At 52.5% G+C, this 18,003-nt stretch carries 16 protein-coding genes; 15 read left to right on the plus strand and 1 reads right to left on the minus strand.

All coding sequences use genetic code 11. The annotated features are described in order from the left end of the window. The first annotated feature begins 12 nt into the window (after nt 1-12). From A3849_RS04010 to A3849_RS04080, 15 genes are all read left to right on the plus strand, one after another. Nucleotides 13-699: a hypothetical protein gene (locus A3849_RS04010; RefSeq protein ID WP_074110271.1), complete on the plus strand. Its 687-nt coding sequence runs from the start codon at nt 13-15 to the stop codon at nt 697-699. Beyond that, nucleotides 696-1,919: a glutathionylspermidine synthase family protein gene (locus tag A3849_RS04015; RefSeq protein ID WP_074110272.1), complete on the plus strand. Its 1,224-nt coding sequence runs from the start codon at nt 696-698 to the stop codon at nt 1,917-1,919. The genes A3849_RS04010 and A3849_RS04015 overlap by 4 nt, the downstream gene beginning before the upstream one ends. Next, entirely contained in the window at nt 1,906-2,562 is a 657-nt protein-coding gene (locus tag A3849_RS04020) for a hypothetical protein (protein WP_178382596.1), read from the plus strand. Before A3849_RS04015 ends, A3849_RS04020 begins: the two co-directional genes overlap by 14 nt. Continuing rightward, nucleotides 2,559-2,951 carry a DUF350 domain-containing protein gene (locus A3849_RS04025; RefSeq protein WP_074110274.1) on the plus strand — a complete coding sequence of 131 codons (393 nt, stop codon included), beginning with the start codon at nt 2,559-2,561 and terminating at the stop codon, nt 2,949-2,951. The genes A3849_RS04020 and A3849_RS04025 overlap by 4 nt, the downstream gene beginning before the upstream one ends. Nucleotides 2,952-2,988: 37 nt before the next feature. After that, nucleotides 2,989-3,969, plus strand: a complete 981-nt coding sequence (locus A3849_RS04030; protein ID WP_372237741.1) for a potassium channel family protein — start codon at nt 2,989-2,991, stop codon at nt 3,967-3,969. Nucleotides 3,970-4,172: 203 nt separating this feature from the next. Continuing rightward, nucleotides 4,173-5,330, plus strand: a complete 1,158-nt coding sequence (locus tag A3849_RS04035; RefSeq protein ID WP_074110276.1) for a glycosyl hydrolase family 8 — start codon at nt 4,173-4,175, stop codon at nt 5,328-5,330. A 24-nt stretch (nt 5,331-5,354) separates the two neighbouring features. Next, nucleotides 5,355-6,893: a glycan biosynthesis hexose transferase WsfD gene (wsfD, locus tag A3849_RS04040; protein WP_074110277.1), complete on the plus strand. Its 1,539-nt coding sequence runs from the start codon at nt 5,355-5,357 to the stop codon at nt 6,891-6,893. Beyond that, the gene (locus A3849_RS04045) at nt 6,890-8,455 is read left to right on the plus strand and encodes a hypothetical protein (protein WP_074110278.1); all 1,566 of its coding nucleotides are present in this window, start codon (nt 6,890-6,892) and stop codon (nt 8,453-8,455) included. The genes wsfD and A3849_RS04045 overlap by 4 nt, the downstream gene beginning before the upstream one ends. A gap of 26 nt (nt 8,456-8,481) precedes the next feature. Continuing rightward, nucleotides 8,482-9,732, plus strand: a complete 1,251-nt coding sequence (locus A3849_RS04050) for a glycosyltransferase family 2 protein (RefSeq protein WP_074110279.1) — start codon at nt 8,482-8,484, stop codon at nt 9,730-9,732. 44 nt (nt 9,733-9,776) lie between these two features. Continuing rightward, on the plus strand, nt 9,777-11,873 hold the full coding sequence (locus A3849_RS04055; RefSeq protein WP_074110280.1) for a cellulose biosynthesis cyclic di-GMP-binding regulatory protein BcsB: 2,097 nt from the start codon (nt 9,777-9,779) through the stop codon (nt 11,871-11,873). Continuing rightward, nucleotides 11,863-12,717, plus strand: coding sequence for a diguanylate cyclase domain-containing protein (locus A3849_RS04060; protein WP_074110281.1), 855 nt, complete (start codon nt 11,863-11,865; stop codon nt 12,715-12,717). Before A3849_RS04055 ends, A3849_RS04060 begins: the two co-directional genes overlap by 11 nt. 28 nt (nt 12,718-12,745) lie before the next feature. Then, the gene (locus A3849_RS32705) at nt 12,746-13,330 is read left to right on the plus strand and encodes a hypothetical protein (RefSeq protein ID WP_178382597.1); all 585 of its coding nucleotides are present in this window, start codon (nt 12,746-12,748) and stop codon (nt 13,328-13,330) included. 127 nt (nt 13,331-13,457) lie between these two features. After that, nucleotides 13,458-14,246 carry an SDR family oxidoreductase gene (locus A3849_RS04070; RefSeq protein WP_074110282.1) on the plus strand — a complete coding sequence of 263 codons (789 nt, stop codon included), beginning with the start codon at nt 13,458-13,460 and terminating at the stop codon, nt 14,244-14,246. A 149-nt stretch (nt 14,247-14,395) separates the two neighbouring features. Continuing rightward, nucleotides 14,396-14,644 (plus strand): type B 50S ribosomal protein L31, encoded by a 249-nt coding sequence (locus A3849_RS04075; protein WP_074088414.1) that lies wholly within the window; start codon nt 14,396-14,398, stop codon nt 14,642-14,644. A gap of 498 nt (nt 14,645-15,142) precedes the next feature. Next, nucleotides 15,143-16,729: a histidine kinase N-terminal 7TM domain-containing diguanylate cyclase gene (locus A3849_RS04080; RefSeq protein WP_074110283.1), complete on the plus strand. Its 1,587-nt coding sequence runs from the start codon at nt 15,143-15,145 to the stop codon at nt 16,727-16,729. 128 nt (nt 16,730-16,857) lie between these two features. Here A3849_RS04080 and A3849_RS04085 read toward each other — a convergent pair whose 3' ends face one another. Next, a complete protein-coding gene (locus A3849_RS04085) occupies nt 16,858-17,883 on the minus strand; it encodes a copper amine oxidase N-terminal domain-containing protein (RefSeq protein ID WP_074110284.1) in 1,026 nt (341 codons plus the stop codon). Between the last annotated feature and the right edge of the window lie 120 nt (nt 17,884-18,003).

Below are 18,003 nucleotides of genomic sequence, written 5' to 3' on the forward strand. Positions count from 1 at the left end.
GAGGGTCTCAAATTGGCAAAGGATGAACAAGAAAAGGAGCCGGTGGCTCCCAGATTATTCACCCCGGACGGCAAACCGATCCGGGTATTGTCCACGTCGCTGGGGATCGCGCTGCTGGCCAATGCTCTATTTATTCCAGGAGGCGTAGGCGCAGCCGGGAGCAGCTCTGCGGATGAGCCTACGCTGGTTTCGTGGTCTACCGAGGAGGTCAAAGCTTATTTTGACAAGAATGTAGACTGGAATATCCCTTACCCGGAAGAGAATGCTGGAGAAGTGCTGCAGGAGGGCCAGGGGGTAGTCACCTCGGGCGGTACAACGGTCATCAACAATTACGGCGGCTATAACTCCGGCTTTGGCTGGGATGATCTGCTGCTGTACCACATGCTGTTCAACAGCGGCTCTTTCTATTCTTCAAGAGGCTGGTACAATAGCCGCCCTACCTATTATGGCGGCACACGGAAGGTCTACAAGGCACCCAGCTATAACAGCGGAAGCTTTCAGAACAAGCCGGTGCCCGGATCCGTGGTTAAACCGCGGACCTCTACCTCGTCTACCGGCTCGATTACTCGAAGAAACACTTCGAGCAAGGCTGGCGGAGTCGGAGGCAAATCCAGTGGTCTGAGCTCGGGCAGCAAGTCCAGCTCCTCGTCAAAGTCCAGCTCCGGCAGAAGTTCAGGCAAGAGCGGTTTTGGCGGATGAGCCCGGCAGACAGCGTTTTTGAGTATATCGATCAGTCGGGGCTGGAACGGGCTCCACGTGTAGAAGAGCTGTACGGGCTCGGGTTCACCTGGGCGGACCTGGAGGATGAAGAATACTGGCTGGATGCAGTTGCCGTGATGCGGGGCGAGACCTATAAGGAGCTGGAGGAAGCTTCGGTTAAGCTCTGGAGTGTCCTCGACAAGGCCGTCCGTTATGTCCATCAGCGGCATGATTTGTACGAATTGCTGGGTATTCCGCATGTCCTCTGGCAGATGCTGGACGACACTCCGCTGCCGGAGCCGGGGCTGATCAGCCGCTATGCCAGATTCGATTTTGCCATAGCCGGCGAAGGTACGATCAAGCTGCTGGAGCTGAACGCCGATACGCCAACCGGGTATGTGGAAGCTTCCATCGCTACACCCTGGATTTGCGGGAAGGCCGGAGTGTCGAGCCCGAACACGGGCATGAAGGACCGCCTGGCTGCTGCCTGGGGCATCGAGCAGCCGGATACGGCGGCCTGTGTTGCTTATGGAACACATCAGGAGGATTCCGGCACCATTGAGGCGCTGGTTGCGCACAGCGGTCTGGATATCCGCTGTGTCGACTGCCTGGATTTGTGGATCGATGAAGGCACAGTCAGAGATGCAGAGGACCGGGTCATCAAGCGGATGTTCGCTCTCTATCCCAAGGAGTGGATGGCGGTGGATGATGGCGGCGAGGCGCTGGCCTACGCCATTGAGAGCGGTCAGCTTCAGTTGTTCAACGGTCCGCACAGCATCCTGCTGCAGTCCAAAGGACTGATTGCCGCCGTGTGGGGGATGTATGAGCTGGGTCTGCTCTTTGGTGAGGAGGAGCGGCAGGCGATAGCCAGCTATATTCTGCCCACCTACAATAAGCCTGTATTCTCCGGCAACTTTGTATCCAAGTCCGTCTTCGGCCGCGAAGGCGGCTCGGTACGGATTTTCGATGACAGCGGATCGCTGGAGCTTGCCGATGAGGACGGCTTCGACAGTAGCGTGCTGTTTCCGACGGTGTACCAGAAGCGGGCGGAGCTGGCCCGTATTCAGACCCCTGAAGGGGAGCTTCACCTGCTCACCGGCATGTTCGTAATCAACGGAGTGCCTTGCGGGCTATTGGGCCGCGCGGGCGGACCGATTACAGGCAATTCCAGTCATTTTATCGCGCTAGGAGTGAGGGGGCTTGAAGATGAACAAGGATAGAAGTCGCCGGAATGGAGGGGGCCGCAGGCTCCATTCAGGAGCATTGCTTAGCATACTGCTGATGGCAGTTCTGCTGCTGAGCGCATGCTCGGGCAACGCGAACAGTGTGTTTCATACCGATAAGGAGACCACGGACAGCGTATCACGCGTCCCCTGGGATTACCGGGTGGTTGAAGGCACAGTTGGAGATCTGATTGGCAGTGACATGACCGTATTGCCGGACAATGAGCTCCTTCCGAACGATGATAATTATGCCACCGGCGACAAGATTTGGACCTTGCAGTTCATGGATGCCGAACTGGTAACGGATGCTGATCAGAAGAACGATATCCGCCTGTCTTCCTGGGCTACGATTAAATCGTATGCCGACCAGAAGACGGCAGCAGAAGATTTGGCACGTCTAAAGGTATCCATTACAACAGATGTGGACCTTGTGGGTGTATACAAAACCAAGTATAAGGATAAAACCAGAAATTTTGCTGTGGTTGAGCTGCCTTCGGGCAACCGGATCAAGCAGCCGATCGATGACAAGCGCTATACGGCGCTGGAGAAACAAAAGAAAGCCTCTGTTGTGCTGGAGGAAGTGCATGATTTCGCCGATTATGATTCGGCCTACGCAAAATTCCGGGGGTGGGCAAATTGACGATTGTGATTAACCTGATTGTCAGCGTGTTGACAATTATTCTGCTGCAGGTGATCGGGATGGTAGTATTCAGCCTGATGACTCCGTTCAAGGACATGGAAGAATTGAAAAAAGGCAACGTAGCTGTAGCTCTGGCGCTCGGTGGCAAGTTTCTGGCCACGGCGATTATTCTGGGCGTGGCCGCGTATACGAATACCTCGATCTGGTTCATGATGCTCTGGTTCGCGGTTGGATACGTCTGCCTGATCGCTGCATACTGGATCTTCGAGCTGTTCACACCGGGCTTCAAAATATCCGATCATCTGCAGAAGGGGAATGTCGCCGTAGGCTTGATGCTGTGCCTGGTTTTCATCGGGACAGCGTTCGCCGTCAGCAGCCTGATCATTTAAGCCGATGCATTTTCTGCTGCGGCTCTCCGGAAAGCTGATGCGTCTAAGGAAAAAGTCCATTGGGCTGATCATTCTGGCTTTTATTGTGATGAGTGCAACGACTGCCTTTTTACTGGAGCCAGGAACTTTCCATAACTGGTTCAATGCCTTGTATTGGGTCATGACGACGATGTCCACCGTAGGCTATGGTGACTTTTTTGCCAAATCAGTGACGGGAAAGCTATTTACCATGTTTCTGTATATTTTCGGCATTGGGCTGCTCAGTTTGGTGATCGGGAAGATTATTGATGCCATGGGGGAACTGCAAAGAAGGAGAGGAGCCGGAACCTTGAGCTTTCACGGGAAAGACCATGTGGTACTGATCAATTGGAACCGCAAAACGCAGGCTGCCGCCGATGAGATTCTCTGCTATTCGCCGGACTGCCGGATCGTCATCATCGATGAGAGCGGCCAGCATCCGCTGCAGCATCTGGAGCATGTCCATTTCATCAGCGGGGACCCCTCCAGCGACGATATCCTGCAGAAGGCGAATATTCATGGAGCCAGGGCAGCAATCGTATTCGGGGATACACGGATCGATGAGGCCTCGCTGACGGATGGCAAAACCCTGCTGATCGCCTCCAGTATTGAGCGGATTGCTCCGCAGGTACATACCACAGTTGAGATCATGCAGGAAAAGAACATCCAGAACTTCCGCCATGTCCATGTCAATGAATTCGTGCTTTCGCATGATGCCATTTCAAGACTCGCTGTCCGCTCAGCACTGCAGGAAGGGAATCCTGAGGTGATTACCCAACTGCTTAGCCGGGAGCATGGCGATGATATCTATGAAATTCCCAGGGATGCCGCTTGGCGGACCTACGGCGATGCGTTTCAGGCGCTGCTCCTTCGGGGAGCGACGCTGCTGTCCGACCGGGGGGACCTTGGCATCAACCGCAAGCTGGATCAGCCGATCCCGCAGGAAGCCAGACTCTATATTGTGTCAGATGAGGAAACTTACCGACAGATTAAAGGCTAGCATAATGACATCAATCTATATTTTATCCCGAAAAAAGAGCTGTACAGGTCCATCAGGAGCCTTCGTATAGCTCTTTTTTATTGAAAATTGAATCTTTTATTGAATTGGACACATAATGATCAATTACATAGTTAATTTTGTGACTTATTTTACCGTTATATTATGTAGATGACAGATGTCTTCTCTCTGGAGGATGTGATGGATTGACCCGAAAACTTAGCGCAGCCACCGCGCTTCTACTCACTCTGCTGCTGGCTTCCTGCAGCGGCGGCCAGCCAGCCACCGAACCTACCGAACCCACCGCCACAGCCAATGAGATGATGACTGCAGCTCCTTCCCCGCCGCCCATAGGCCGGAGTATCGATAACCGTGAAGAAAGGCAGGAGTTGAGCGCATTTATTGCGAATCAGCTTACCGGTCCTTACGGTGTATATACCAATTTTCTGGAAACCGGTGAATCCGGTGAAGCGGCTACTGGTCATGAGGTGCTAAGCGAATCAGCTTCCCTATTGATGAGAGCGGCCGTGCTAGCCGGCGACAAGGAGCAATTTGCCAGCCAGTGGGCATTAGCCGGGCGAACCTTTGATATGGAAGGTGGCTTCAGCTATCGCTACAGCCCCAAGCAGCAGAAGCAGTATCCTGTGAATGCAGCTGTCGATGACCTTCGTCTGATTGGTGCCCTATATGAGGCGGGTGAGATGTTTGACGAGCCAGCTTATACAGAGCAAGCGGATAAATACAGCCAGCGCTTCTATGAGAATAATGTAAAAGAAGGATATATGTACGATTTTTATGACAGAATTTACAAAACTACGAATGGCTTCATAACATTGTGTTATATTGATTTAGGCACATTGCGAAAATTGTCGATTTCTAGCGAATTAAGAGGTATATTATTGCATAACATGGATGGGATTCTGGAGGAGGGTTACCTCTCGGATACGTTCCCGTTCTACGAGACAAGATTCGATTATGGTACAGGAGTTTACAGCTCAGACAATATCAATACGGTGGAATCCCTCCTGAGTATTCTGCATTTGGCGGAGACCGGCCGGCAGAAGCCTGCGAGTATCCGCTATATCAAGGAACAAGTCGAGGCAGGGACGCTTTACGGGCAATATTCCCGTGACGGGAAGCCGCTGAATGAGATAAGGTCCACCGCTATTTATGCTTTGGCGGCTATGATTGGCGCAGAGGCCGGAGACGATGCACTCTACCAGTCGGGAATTTTGCGAATGAACGAATTTCAGGTCCGGGAGACGACCAGCCCGCTGTTCGGCGGATTCGGCAATACTGATACCGGACAGGCGTATTCTTTTGATAATCTTATGGCTTTGCTCGCTTATTCTTATTCACTCTAAACCACAGTAACGAAGGTGAACCGCATGACCGATGACAACCTAGTTAAAACAACGCTGCGGCAGCATATAATGCTTACCGGACTGCGGGTTTCTCCCGCTCTTGTAGCAGCCTTCGGAGTATTGCTGGTTACAGTTATAGCTCTGTTTACAGCTCCCTATGTAGGAATGGCAGACAATGGCGACTTTTTCCGGAATATATACAGCAACGGCCTCTACTTCAGCTTGCCTGACTATGACAGCAAATATTTCGGCTATTTCATCAAGCATTATGGAATCTATCAATATTATAACGAGAATGGTGCAACGCTGGATTCCTCCCAGTCCTTGTTCATTAAGCTGGCTATAGGGCTGAATAAGCTGATGTTCAGCAGCACTGTATTCGACATCCGCTTTCAGGCGGCTATTTATACGGTCCTCTATGTTGCTGCCATCTATCTCTTAATAGAGGCGGTCACCTGCAAAATGTCACGTAAGCAAGGCATGATTATTGCCATTCTTGCTGTTTTTGTGTTTGGTGATACCGGGTATACGGCTTATTTCAACTCCTTTTACAGTGAAAGTGTCGTCATGATTATGATGATCTTCGTCTTCGCCTCCTGGCTGCTGATCTACCGTAAAAGATACAACGACTACGCTCTTCTTGGCCTGTTCGTCCTAAGCAGCATTATTCTGACGACCTCCAAGCAGCAGAATGCTCCAGTGGGTATGATTATTGCTGTGCTCGGAATCTCGCTGGTCTGGGTCCGGCGGGACCGCCTGTTCCGCAGCCTGACGCTTGTATCCATGGCGTTGCTGATGTGTGCCGGCATTGCCACCTACCTGAACATCTCCAAAGAATTCGTCAATATCAACCAATATCATGCCATGACCCGGGGCGTACTGAAGGAATCCTCCAATCCGGAAACGACGCTGAAATCGTTTGGGATTGATGAACAATACGCCATTCTGAAGGGCAGCATCTATTACGAGCAGTATGGAACGGTAGATGTGAATTCGCCGATTCTGCAAAAGGATTTCTACAGCCGCTACGGCTTCGGCTCCATTCTCAAAAACTATCTCACGCATCCCGATCAGCTCAGCTCCATCCTGAATGTGGCGGCGCGGAGCGCTTTCTCCATCAAGCCTGCGGCGATGGGGAATTATGAAGAATCGGCAGGCAAGGCCTTCCGGGCCCAGAGCCATTTCTTCACGGCCTATAGTCTGATTAAGCAGACCCTTGCCCCCAAAACCTTCGGGTTCATCCTGCTCTGGATGGCGGTGGTCATCGGCCTCTATGCTCCTTCTTGTGTGAAGGCTGTCAGAGCCAGGGATATGAGGGGCTTGCAGCGGATGGTACTGATTCTTGCCAGCATGGCGGTTGGCCTGTCAGGAATATTTGTCTCCATTATCGGGGCAGGGGATGCCGATATTTCGAAGCATGAATTTCTGTTTACCCTATCCTTTGATCTGGTCACCTTCATGCTGACGGCAAGCGTGATTGGGCGGAAGGTATCGCCTGGCCGCCAGCCCGCAGCCAGTACGGAAGGACGATACCCTGAGGTACAGGAGGGTGTGAGCGCTTGAACCGACAGAGGATTGCCAGTCTGCTGCTGCCGCTGATCATTGCTGTGCTTACACTTCTGTCTGCCGCGCCGCCGGCCTATGCCGAGGCCATGCAGGGAGCTTACGTTCCGCAGAAGGTGCTGCTTCTGTACGACAGTCTGGGCAAAGGAACCACCCGGGAAGGCAATGTCAGTGAGCTGCAGCGGCTGCTGTCGGCCTTTGGCAGTGAGGTGACCCTCCTCAGCCTGGACCGTTACGAGCAGGGGATGCTAGACGATTTTCCCCGAGTTATTACTGTCATCAATGCAGCAGATCTTACATCTGCCAACCGGGCTTATCTTGAGGATGCAGAGCGCTACCAGGGACAGACACTGCATATCGGCTACCATCCGCCTGCTAGACTGCTGCAGGTGCTCCAGTTGAAGACGGGGATTGTGGATGAAGACCTGGCCGATCTTACGGTCGGTCAATTCACCGGCCCCAATCTTCAGGTAAGGGATATGCCTTATATTGCAGCCGTAAAGGCAGAGCGCACGTACGGAAGCTTTACGCTGAAGAACAGCGGCCGCAAGCTGCCGTATGCGGTAACCGCCGGGAGTTACACGTATGTGCCTTACCTGGAGCAGGGCAATGCCAGCGTAGTAGGGATGGCTTATGTGCTGAAGGAATGGCTGGGGAGCAAAGCTGCTCCGCAGACTTATCTTGTGCTGAAAGAAATTTATCCGTTTTCAGATCTCACACTGCTGGAAGAGACGGCGGATCGTCTGTACAAGGCAGGCATTCCATTTATCGCAAGCATCCGTCCGGTGTTCAGCAATACCGATTTTCCGGCGATGTTGCGTTATCTGGAAGCACTGAAGGTCGTTCAGGCGAGGAATGGCAGCATCCTGGTGAATGCGCCAGTGATCATGCCTTCGATCAACAGCAGTGACCATTCGCTCGGGCAGAAGATGGGCGGGTTCGTAGATTTGCTGGTGAAGAGCGGCATTGCGCCGCTGGGGGTGGGGGCTGACCTATACTGGACCTATGACAAGGAGTACGCGGAAGCAGGGATGGGCTTTTTTGATTCCACCGTGCTGTTCCCGGATGAGAATGTCCTGCATATGGAACAGACGAATGTATCCAGGGTGTTTGCATCTTCTCTCTATAGTCTGACTCCGGGCTTCCTGCAGGGGCTGAGCCACACCGCCACAGCCATGCCACAGCTGCCGCTCAATACGGCAGTCACCGCAGACCTTCCGGTGAATGAGGCCGGACTTGACGAGCTGCTTCAGACGCTGGAGGAGGAGTGGGTCTCTTTTGCCGATTACAAGCAGGGGACGCACAAGACGGTTACGGATATGAACACGGTCGTCTCCGCAGATGGAGTGGTATCGGTGAATGGCTCTCCCCTGAATATCGGTTATGCCGCGGCGGCCGTAAATAATGACTACCAATACAAAGAAGCGCAGGTCCGGAGCTTCACCAAGTTATTCAGTGTACAGAGCAAATTTTTTATTGTAGTGATTATCGCCGCGTTGCTGCTGTTCGGAGGTTTGATAGCTGTCGGGTACAGGCTGTACCGGAGAAAATACTTGAAATGACGAAAAACTTGATTTAGGAGAACAATATGACGATCTCAGATGTGCTGATGGTAATTGCGGTGATCTGCATCTGGTCCCTGCTGCTGGTCAATGTGGCTCTGATTATAGCGGGCTATCTGTATTACATTACAACTGAAAATGAAGATGTTCCGGAGATTAAGGGCGAGTATCCTTTTGTAACGATTATGGTGCCGGCCCACAACGAGGGTGTTGTCATCAGCAAAACCGTCGAATCCCTGCTGGCGCTGGATTACCCGCATGACCGGTACGAGATTATTGTGATTAATGACAATTCTTCCGACAATAGTGCCGAGCTGCTGAGCCATATTCAGAGCCGCCTCCCGGAACGCAATCTGATCATTATCAACACGGATGCGGTCACGGGCGGCAAAGGGAAGTCCAATGCGCTGAACATCGGCTTCACCCGCAGCAAAGGCGAATTGATCGCTATCTATGATGCAGATAATACGCCGGAGCGGACAGCACTGAGGTATCTCGTCGCCGAAATCATGAATGATGCCACGCTGGGCGCGGTGATCGGCAAATTCCGGACCCGCAACCGCAATGCAAGCCTGCTCACCCGGTTTATTAATATTGAGACACTGTCCTTTCAATGGATGGCCCAGGCCGGGCGCTGGAAGCTGTTCAAGCTGTGCACGATCCCCGGCACCAACTTCATTATGCGCAGGTCGATTGTGGAGAGCATTGGCGGCTGGGATGTCAAAGCAATCGCTGAGGATACGGAGATCAGCTTCCGCATTTATATGATGGGCTACCGGATCAAATTCCAGCCCAAATCGGTCACCTGGGAGCAGGAACCACAGACGGTGAAGGTCTGGTTCAAGCAGCGCACGCGCTGGGCCAAGGGCAATATCTATGTCATTGTCAAAAATATCCCTCTGCTCTTCGACCGTTCGGCAGCCAAAATCCGCTTTGATATTCTGTATTACCTGTCCATCTACTTCCTGCTGCTGATCTCGCTGGTCACCTCCGATCTGCTGCTCGTGCTGCATGCGATGGGCTACGTGCATACCACCATAGCCGGACTCAGCAGCTTTCTGTGGCTGCTCGCAGTCATTCTGTTCGTAGTGGGCATCTTTGTCACGCTCACGACAGAAAAAGGCGAGATGAGCCTGTCCAACCTGTGGATCATTATGCTGATGTATGTATCCTACTGCCAGCTGTGGATGGTCGTTGCCGCTTACGGACTATACAACTATCTGAAAGACGTCATCTTCAAACGGGAAGCCAAGTGGTACAAAACGGAACGATACTAAGACACCAGCAGGACAAGAAATCAGTGATACAGGAGACCAAGACAATGAACAAAAAACAGATGATGATATGGGCGCTCTGCCTCTCCCTTTTCCTGATCCCGATCCGGGTGGCGTCTGCAGCTGCAGCGGTCCCGGTTGGCGATAAGCTGATCTATGAGACCGCATTTACCGGCACTGACAGTTCACTTACGGGAACGAGCGCGCAACAACAGTATTTTACAGTAATGGACTACTGGAATGTGGAGGGCCTGAAGGTCAATCTGCATTTTCAGATTTCGCAAATAACAGAGGATCAGATCTCCAGTGTTACGCTGTCGCTGAACGGCAGCCCCTTCTACTCCTTCAGACCCTCTCTGCAAAACAACGGGGAACAAAGTATATCCGTTAACGCACCGAAGAGCTTCCTGAAGAATGGGGTGAATACGCTAAGCATTCAGGGGTACCTGCGGACAGCAAATGAGAATAATCAGGTCTGCTACGTGGACAATACACCGGATAACTGGCTGCATCTGTTCAATACCTCGGATGTTGCGGTATCCTATACCACCAAGGCTCTGAGCGGCGGCATCAGCGATTTCAGCGAGCGTTTCTCCGGTATGGATTATGTAAAAAGAGGCCAAAGCCTCCTGAGCGTACCGGACAGTGCCAGTGGTTCCGAGCTGGAAGCGGCCACCTATGCCTTATCCGGCTTCGCCAAGGCCAATACCCTGACGGGCACAACCCTACCATTGCTGCCGTACAAGGAAGAATCGGTTAAGGACAGGGGACTCGTGATTCTGATTGCCCTGGCGGACCGTGTACCGGGTGAATTGAAGCAGCAGCTGGATTCTTCCGTGGATTTGGCAGGACATGTCCTGATCCAATTGGTGAACAAGAATACGCGGCCTACCCTGGTGGTCACTTCCAAGGATGAGAGCCTGCTGATCAAGGCCGGACGGCTCCTTGCCAGCCGGCAGCTCGTCAGCCAGATCAGCAGCGACACGAAGGTTCTGGATGAGGCCACTGATGTGTCGTCTCCGGCTTTTGCCATCAGCTCTAACGTGAACTTTACCGAAACCGGTGACAAGCTGACCGGTCCGAACCATCAGGAGCAGACTTATTTCGTGTCTCTGCCGTCGAACCGCTCGATTGCCGATTCCGGTAGGATCAGCCTGGATTTCCGCTATGCGGAGAATCTGGATTTCGGCCGCTCGCTGGTAACGGTGAGCATTAATGATACTCCGGTCGGCAGCAAAAAGCTGACCAAGGAGCTGGCGAACGGCGATACACTGAATCTGGCGATTCCGCAGAGTCTGAATATCTCCGGCAACTTCTCAGTGACGGTGGCCTTCGACCTGGAGATGCAGAATGCCGTCTGTACCCCGAATACGGGACAAATGCCTTGGGCCTATATCAGCAAGGAAACGGCTATGCATCTGAATACCAAAGACCGGACGGATCTGCTGTTCAATAATTACCCTTATCCGTTCCTGCGTGATGAAATCTTCAACCATGTGGCGGTTGTGCTGCCCCAGAAGATGGATAACTACTCGTACCTGAGCCTGGCGAATGTTTTCAATCTGCTGGGCCAATATGCGGGCGGGAATACAGGAGATATCCACTACTACACTGATACTGTCGGTGCGGATAACCTGAAGGACAATAATATTATCGCTATCGGCTCCTACAAGGACAACAAGGTGATCCGTGACAACAATGACAAGCTGTACTTCCGGTACAGCAAGGACGGGTCCGGGTTTCTCTCAAATGAGAAGATGAGCATTGATGCGCAATACGGGACAGAGATCGGCACATTGCAGCTGCTGGACTCCCCTTATCAGAGCGGGCGGGGCTTTATGGCGGTGACTGGAGCCAGTACGGAGGATATCTATCTGGTCTCCAAGCTGATCGCCAGCGAAAAAGACAAGTGGAGGGTATACGGCGACAGTGTCACTGCCGACAAAGACGGCAACGTCAGCGCGTACCGCTTCAAAACGATTACCGGAGCAGCCAAGGACTCCGTGATTACGCAGATTACGGACCGCAGCGATGTGCTGGGATTCGTAGTGGCTGTCGTGCTTGCGGTCGTGCTAATGATCGTGTCGCTGCTTCTGCTCCTCCGTAAACATATGAAGAAACGTGGTGATAAGCATGAGACGTAACCGCAGCAGCCTGTTTTCCGATATGGCCTTTCTGGTATTCCTGGTGCTGATCTTCATATGTATCGTGTTTATCGCAGGCTCTCCTGATCATTACATCCAGAATATTATTATTTTAAATATCGCTTTTCTGCTGGCGCTGGTTACCTATTTCACCAACGTAACCGCCGGGCTGGTGCTTAATCTTGCATTTATCTTCGGATACGGCTTTTTTATTCTCTACCAGACGGTGTCGGAGGGTGAGACCATTGGCGTCAATACGTATTTTTGGCTGGTTATGACTCCGCTGCTTACGGTGGTGCTGTGGGTATTCACCTCCACTACCCGGGAGCTGCAGGCCGAGAACGAGCGGCTGGAGAAACGAACGGCTAATCTCGCCACCGTAGACGAGAACACCGATTTGCGCAACACGATATCTTTTCAGAAGGACGCCAGTCTATTCACCGGGATCTCTACCCGCTATAGTATTCCGCTGACTCTGCTGGTGGTCAAGGTGAAATACTGGAGCGAAATCCGCCGTCTGATTCCTGAAGAGCAGTTGTCCGAGGCGATCTATGATGTCTCCCAGCTTAGTCAATCCAGTATCCGCACCAATGATGCGCTGTACCTGCTGGACAAGGAGGATGCCACCTGGGGGCTTCTGCTATTCACGGACCGCGAAGGGGCCAAGATTGTAATCGAACGGATCAAATTCAAGCTGCAGGAACTGAATGACACGGAGTTCTCTGCGAAATACAAGGTCAATCTGGGGCTGAAAATCGGAGCCGTGCAATATGAGGAAGCAACGATAGAGAATCCGTTAGACTTTATTGTTCAGGCCAAGAAGCAGCTGGAGTATGATGTGTAGCCGATAAGTAGTCCCAGTATAGATAGCGATGAGCACACTGGCTGCTCATCGCTATTTGGTCTGGATCGTCCAACGGTTGCCGTTGCTCCGCAATAACGGCAAAAATGCCGTTGTTGGGGGCCCGCCGGGCAGTATGCTCCGCAATAACGGCAAAAATGCCGTTGTTGGAGGTCCGCCGGGCAGTCTGCTCCGCAATAACGGCAGAAATGCCGTTGTTGGAGGTCCGCCGGGCAGTCTGCTCCGCAATAACGGCAGAAATACCGTTGTTGGGGGCCCGCCGGGCAGTCTGCTCCGCAATAACGGCAGAAATACCGTTGTTGGAGGTCCGCCGGGCAGTCTGCTCTGCAATAACGGCAGAAATACCGTTGTTGGAGGTCCGCCGGGCAGTATGCTCTGCAATAACGGCAAAAATGCCGTTGTTGGGGGCCCGCCGGGCAGTATGCTCCACAATAACGGCAAAAATGCCGTTGTTGGGGGCCCACCGGTCGCTTTGTCCTTGACCCAGATGAGGGATGCACGTTCAGATAGAGTCTGGATGTGCATGGCATCCCGTTGTAATACCAATGTTCAGGATAAGGTCCGGATTCTGGACGCAGGGCCCGGGCTGTACTAAGATTAGTTTATCCGCTGCAGAGTATTGGCAGCATAAGAACTAAGAGTACGGAAACCTGAGCCCCGGCTGCCATAAGCTCCCTTCAGGCAACTGGCCCATCGGGTATCGGAACAGGGAGGCGTAGGAAATGGATTTGGGTCTTGCAGGGAAGTCGGTATTTGTGGCGGCAGCAAGTAAAGGGTTGGGTCTCGCGACCGCGCTGGAATTTGCACGCGAAGGCGCGAAGGTGACGATTGCCAGCCGGAGTCTAGAACAGCTTGAAGCGGCCCGGCAGACCATCGCGGAGGCTACCGGCCGGGAGGTGGCGGTGGTACAGATGGATGTGACCCGCCCCGAGGAGATCCGGCGGGCGATTGAAGCCGCCGCCGAATACGGAGGCGGGCTGGATGTATTGGTCACCAATGCCGGAGGCCCTCCGGGCGGCGGCTTTGAGGATATGGCCGACGCCGACTGGGCTGGCGGCTATGAGCTTACGCTGATGGGCACCGTGCGCATGATCCGCGAAGCGCTGCCATACCTGCGCTCAAGTGGCAACGGCCGCATTGTAGGCATCAGCTCGGTATCGATCAAGCAGCCGATTAGCGGACTGATTCTTTCGAATGTTTTCCGGGCGGGGGTGAGCGCGCTGTTCAAGACACTCGCGACCGAGCTGGCCCCGGAGGGTATCCTGATCAATTCGCTTGCGCCTGGCCGTATCGGCACAGACCGGATTCTGCAGCTGGACGGCAAACGGGCGGAGGCCCGCGGCATCTCCCGGGAGCAGGTCGGACAGGAAGCGCTGGTTCAGATTCCGGCTGGAAGAAGCGGTACCCCGGAGGAGTTCGGCAAAGCGGCCGTATTCCTGGGCTCTTTTGCCAATACCTATATTACAGGCCAGTCTCTGTTGATTGATGGTGGAATGGTGAAGTCACTCTAACCAGGTGGTGTACTGATTTTGGTGGTTGACTCTGCGCCCCAGATCACGTATGATAGTATGGCGTGTAAATCTGTGGATTTAGTTATCTCCCTAGAGATCGCTTCATTTGGCCATAGAGACTGTATATGTACGGGAAGGAGGTTACTACAATGAAAGAAGGCATACACCCTAAATTCAACCAGGTGATTTTCCTGGATGCCAGCGTAGGTTTCAAATTCCTGAGCTCGTCCACTAAATCGTCCGGTGAAACTATGGAATGGGAAGACGGCAACACTTATCCTGTGATCCGTGTGGACTCCAGCTCCGCATCCCACCCGTTCTACACTGGTAAACAAAGAGATACCGAAACTGGCGGCCGTGTTGACAAGTTCAAACAACGGTTGGCTCAGAAGAAATAGTAGTTTGACCACACAGAGGATATTCCGCAGCCATGCAGATGGCGGATGGAAGGTCCTCTTTTTTTTGGTACAGGCTGCTTATCAACCGCAGATTCCGGGTAATAATAAGCAGGTGGGAAGTGGAAGGTGTCAATTATAGCGATTGGAACGGCATGTAATGTGTTTTCCGAAAGGTAGTTGATTTCACCCATGTACTATCTGAAAGGCAAAAACAAATCGAGATGGCGTCGATTGTTTACTGGAAAAGTACCCTAGCCTCTGGAACCTGGCATAACTAAACATTCACTTCTCACCTTTTGAAGACTCTGCGGGCTGCCCGCAGGGTCTTCGTTGTGTTCCGAAGGCGCAGATCTGTGCTGAAGAAGCAGTGATTCCCTTTGACCCGAATGTGAAGCAGATATTCCGGAACATCCGTAGTTTTTTGTAAGTATCATTCATTTGTGTGAAGGAGTAGGATATAATAAGGCAAAGTGATCTCAAAAATAGGAGAAATATGACATGCCGTGGGTGCAGGGTTATCCGTTTTATCTATTAATGGGCTGTATTCTAAGTCTGTATATGGGTGTCAGTTCATACAAGTACCACTCCACACCGGGAAGACGCTATTTATGGATCCTAATGCTGCTGGTCAGCTTGATATTTGCGGCTACAGCCGGAGAGATTGTATCGGTTTCTTTTCAGGCCAAGCTTTGGTGGAAGAATCTGCAGCAGCCCCCGCTATTTCTAAGCACGATCTTTACTTACGCGGTAATTAAAGAGTATGTGTCCCGTTCTACGGAGGGGCTGGCCAGGAGGCTTGCCCTCTTTTGCATTCCGGTTGCCCTTGATGTGGCGCTGATCTTTACCGATTCGTATCATCACCTGATGCGCAGCGGGATTGGAATTGCCACCGTAGCGGGCGTCACCGGAATAGTAGTTAAGCCCACAGTGCTGAGTATGATACTGATTGCCTATGATCAGATGTTCGGGTTATATGCCGTTTATCTGCTGGCTTTATCTTTACTGAACTCCCCCAAATATTATTTTCGGCGGAATCTAATGCTGCTGGGAGGGCTGCTGGTTCCGGTTCTATCAGTGTTTTTGCTGCCTCTTCTCAGAATTACCATTACAGGCTTCACGGCATTTACTTATCTGCCGCCGATCCTTGCCGGATACCTCAGCATTTTCCGCGATCCGCGGCTGTCGCTGTATCCGCTGGCCAAGAGTAAAATCTTTGAGAATATGAAAGACGGCATTGTACTGACGGACCGCTATGACAACATTATTGATATAAATGAGGCTGCCGACTCGATGCTGCGCAGCTTGCTGAAAGAGCAGCAGGAGCCTAGGAACAGTACCTGGATGGGCAGGAGTATCCGTGTGCTGCTGGACCGCTATGAAGATATCGCATCGCAATATTCCAAACGCATCGAGGGGCAATTCGAAATTAAAGCGCCCGGCGAAGAGGATGCCTGGGTTGGCATCTCTCTCATTGCTACGGAACGGGGCAAGGCCGAAACTACGGGGATGCTCATGGTATTCAGTGACCTCAGCGAGAAGAAGCGTTATGAACGTGAACTGCTCCATCAGGCAACCGTAGATGATCTGACCGGCCTCTATAACCGGAGGCATTTCATGCGTCTGTTACAGCAATATCCTGTACGGGACGGGGCGGGACTAGCGCTGCTTCTGTTCGATATAGACGATTTCAAATTGATTAACGATACATACGGGCATATGGCTGGCGATCTGGCATTGGTGAACTTTTCCCGCAAGATCCTTGCCGAATATGAGAACAAGGGGATTGCCGGCAGAGTGGGCGGCGAAGAGTTCGCCGTGTGCTTCTTCACAGGCAGCGAGAACGAGGCGCTGAGGGAAGCAGAGTGCTTCCGGGAAACGATGGGCGGGCATGTGGTCCATCTGGGCGAGGGGCACAGCATCAGGCTTACGGTCAGCATCGGAATTGCCTTCACGGAGCGCAGCGATGTAACCTTTGAGGATCTGTACCGCCAGGCCGATGAAGCACTGTATCTATCCAAGGCCACCGGCAAAAACAGAGTTACGCTGGGCCGCGAGCCGGCCATCCGGGAAGCGCTCAAAGGATGAGTACGTAGAATATATGATTGACGCATATATCAAAAAGCCGCGAGCCTGCATTTTGCAGAGCACCGCGGCTTTTTTGAAAGACATCGATTTATTAGGGTTCGCACTAGTGTGAGCCCGAAAACCTAATGCTACTCCGTCTCCAAAACCACCTTCAAGGCTGTTCCCGTTGGGGGCAGGCTGCGCGTCAGGAAGGGGCTATAGAAACCGATAACCTCGGCGCCTTCGGTCAGATCCGCGGGAGACACAGCTTCTCCGTTTGAATTGACGACAACAGTAGCCTCCGTCAGACGAAGCACAACTTCATTTTGCGACTTCTCGCTTAGTGCACTGCCGCGGATACGGATGCTGGCTGTACCATCCCCGGCGGTCATGACTTGCTGGATGGTACCTGCCGTGCCCAGAAATTCTTCTGGTGATTCCGCGTCCAGTACAGTGATCCGGTAGGCAGGCGTTTGCGGAGGCAGGCTGCGGGTGGAGATCAGGGAGTGCTGCGCCTCAATAGTCATACCGATGTGAAGCTCGCTGAAGGTTAGCTCCGAGCCGTCTTTGCGGACAAGGTGGGTATCCTTGCCCACATTCAGAACGATTCCCTCTGTACCGATTCCCCGGATATGCACGGATTGGTAGTTGTCCGCATCGGTAATGGAAGTGATCACGCCGGTCTCAATGAGACTATCTGCTGCCTGACGAATCAGAATCTGTTGTCCCTCCACAGTTACCGCTTGATGCAGCACTTTACTTACAAAGGAGGCGGGGACATACAGCTTGCCCTGCTTTGTTTGCGGAGCTGTGCCGAGTGTAGTGTACATTTTATTGATTGCATAGCGGTCTTCACCGCTTTTTACTGTGGTAAAAATACTTCCCATACTCAGTTCTACAGCTTTCAACTGCGCATTCCAGGCAACCGTGAAGCCAAGTGCACCGGCAACAGCGCGGAGAGGAACCAGCGGCTCTTTGCTGCCGGAAGGCTGGTAGCCGGATTCCGACAGAGTCTTCCCGCTCAGGGATATGGAGAATATAGCAGCCGCAGCAGAGGATCCCTTTACGGCGCTGTAATTTGCGGATGATGCACTTGGTGCAGCAGAGACCCCTCCACTTGTAAGTGCGAGTGACAAGGTTAGCAGGATAGCGCTTGTTTTTAGAATGGTGTTCATGATATTCGCTCCTTTGGTTCGGATTCTCTGGTGCCGTGTCTGTTAACCCCTAAACGTCAGGGTATGGGATTTTGTTGCATAAGTTCCATATCCGTTTAGAATGAAAATATTAACAATAGC

Origin of the sequence: Paenibacillus sp. P46E (assembly GCF_001909095.1) — a bacterium.
In the GTDB taxonomy this organism is placed as follows: domain Bacteria; phylum Bacillota; class Bacilli; order Paenibacillales; family Paenibacillaceae; genus Paenibacillus_AQ; species Paenibacillus_AQ helianthi.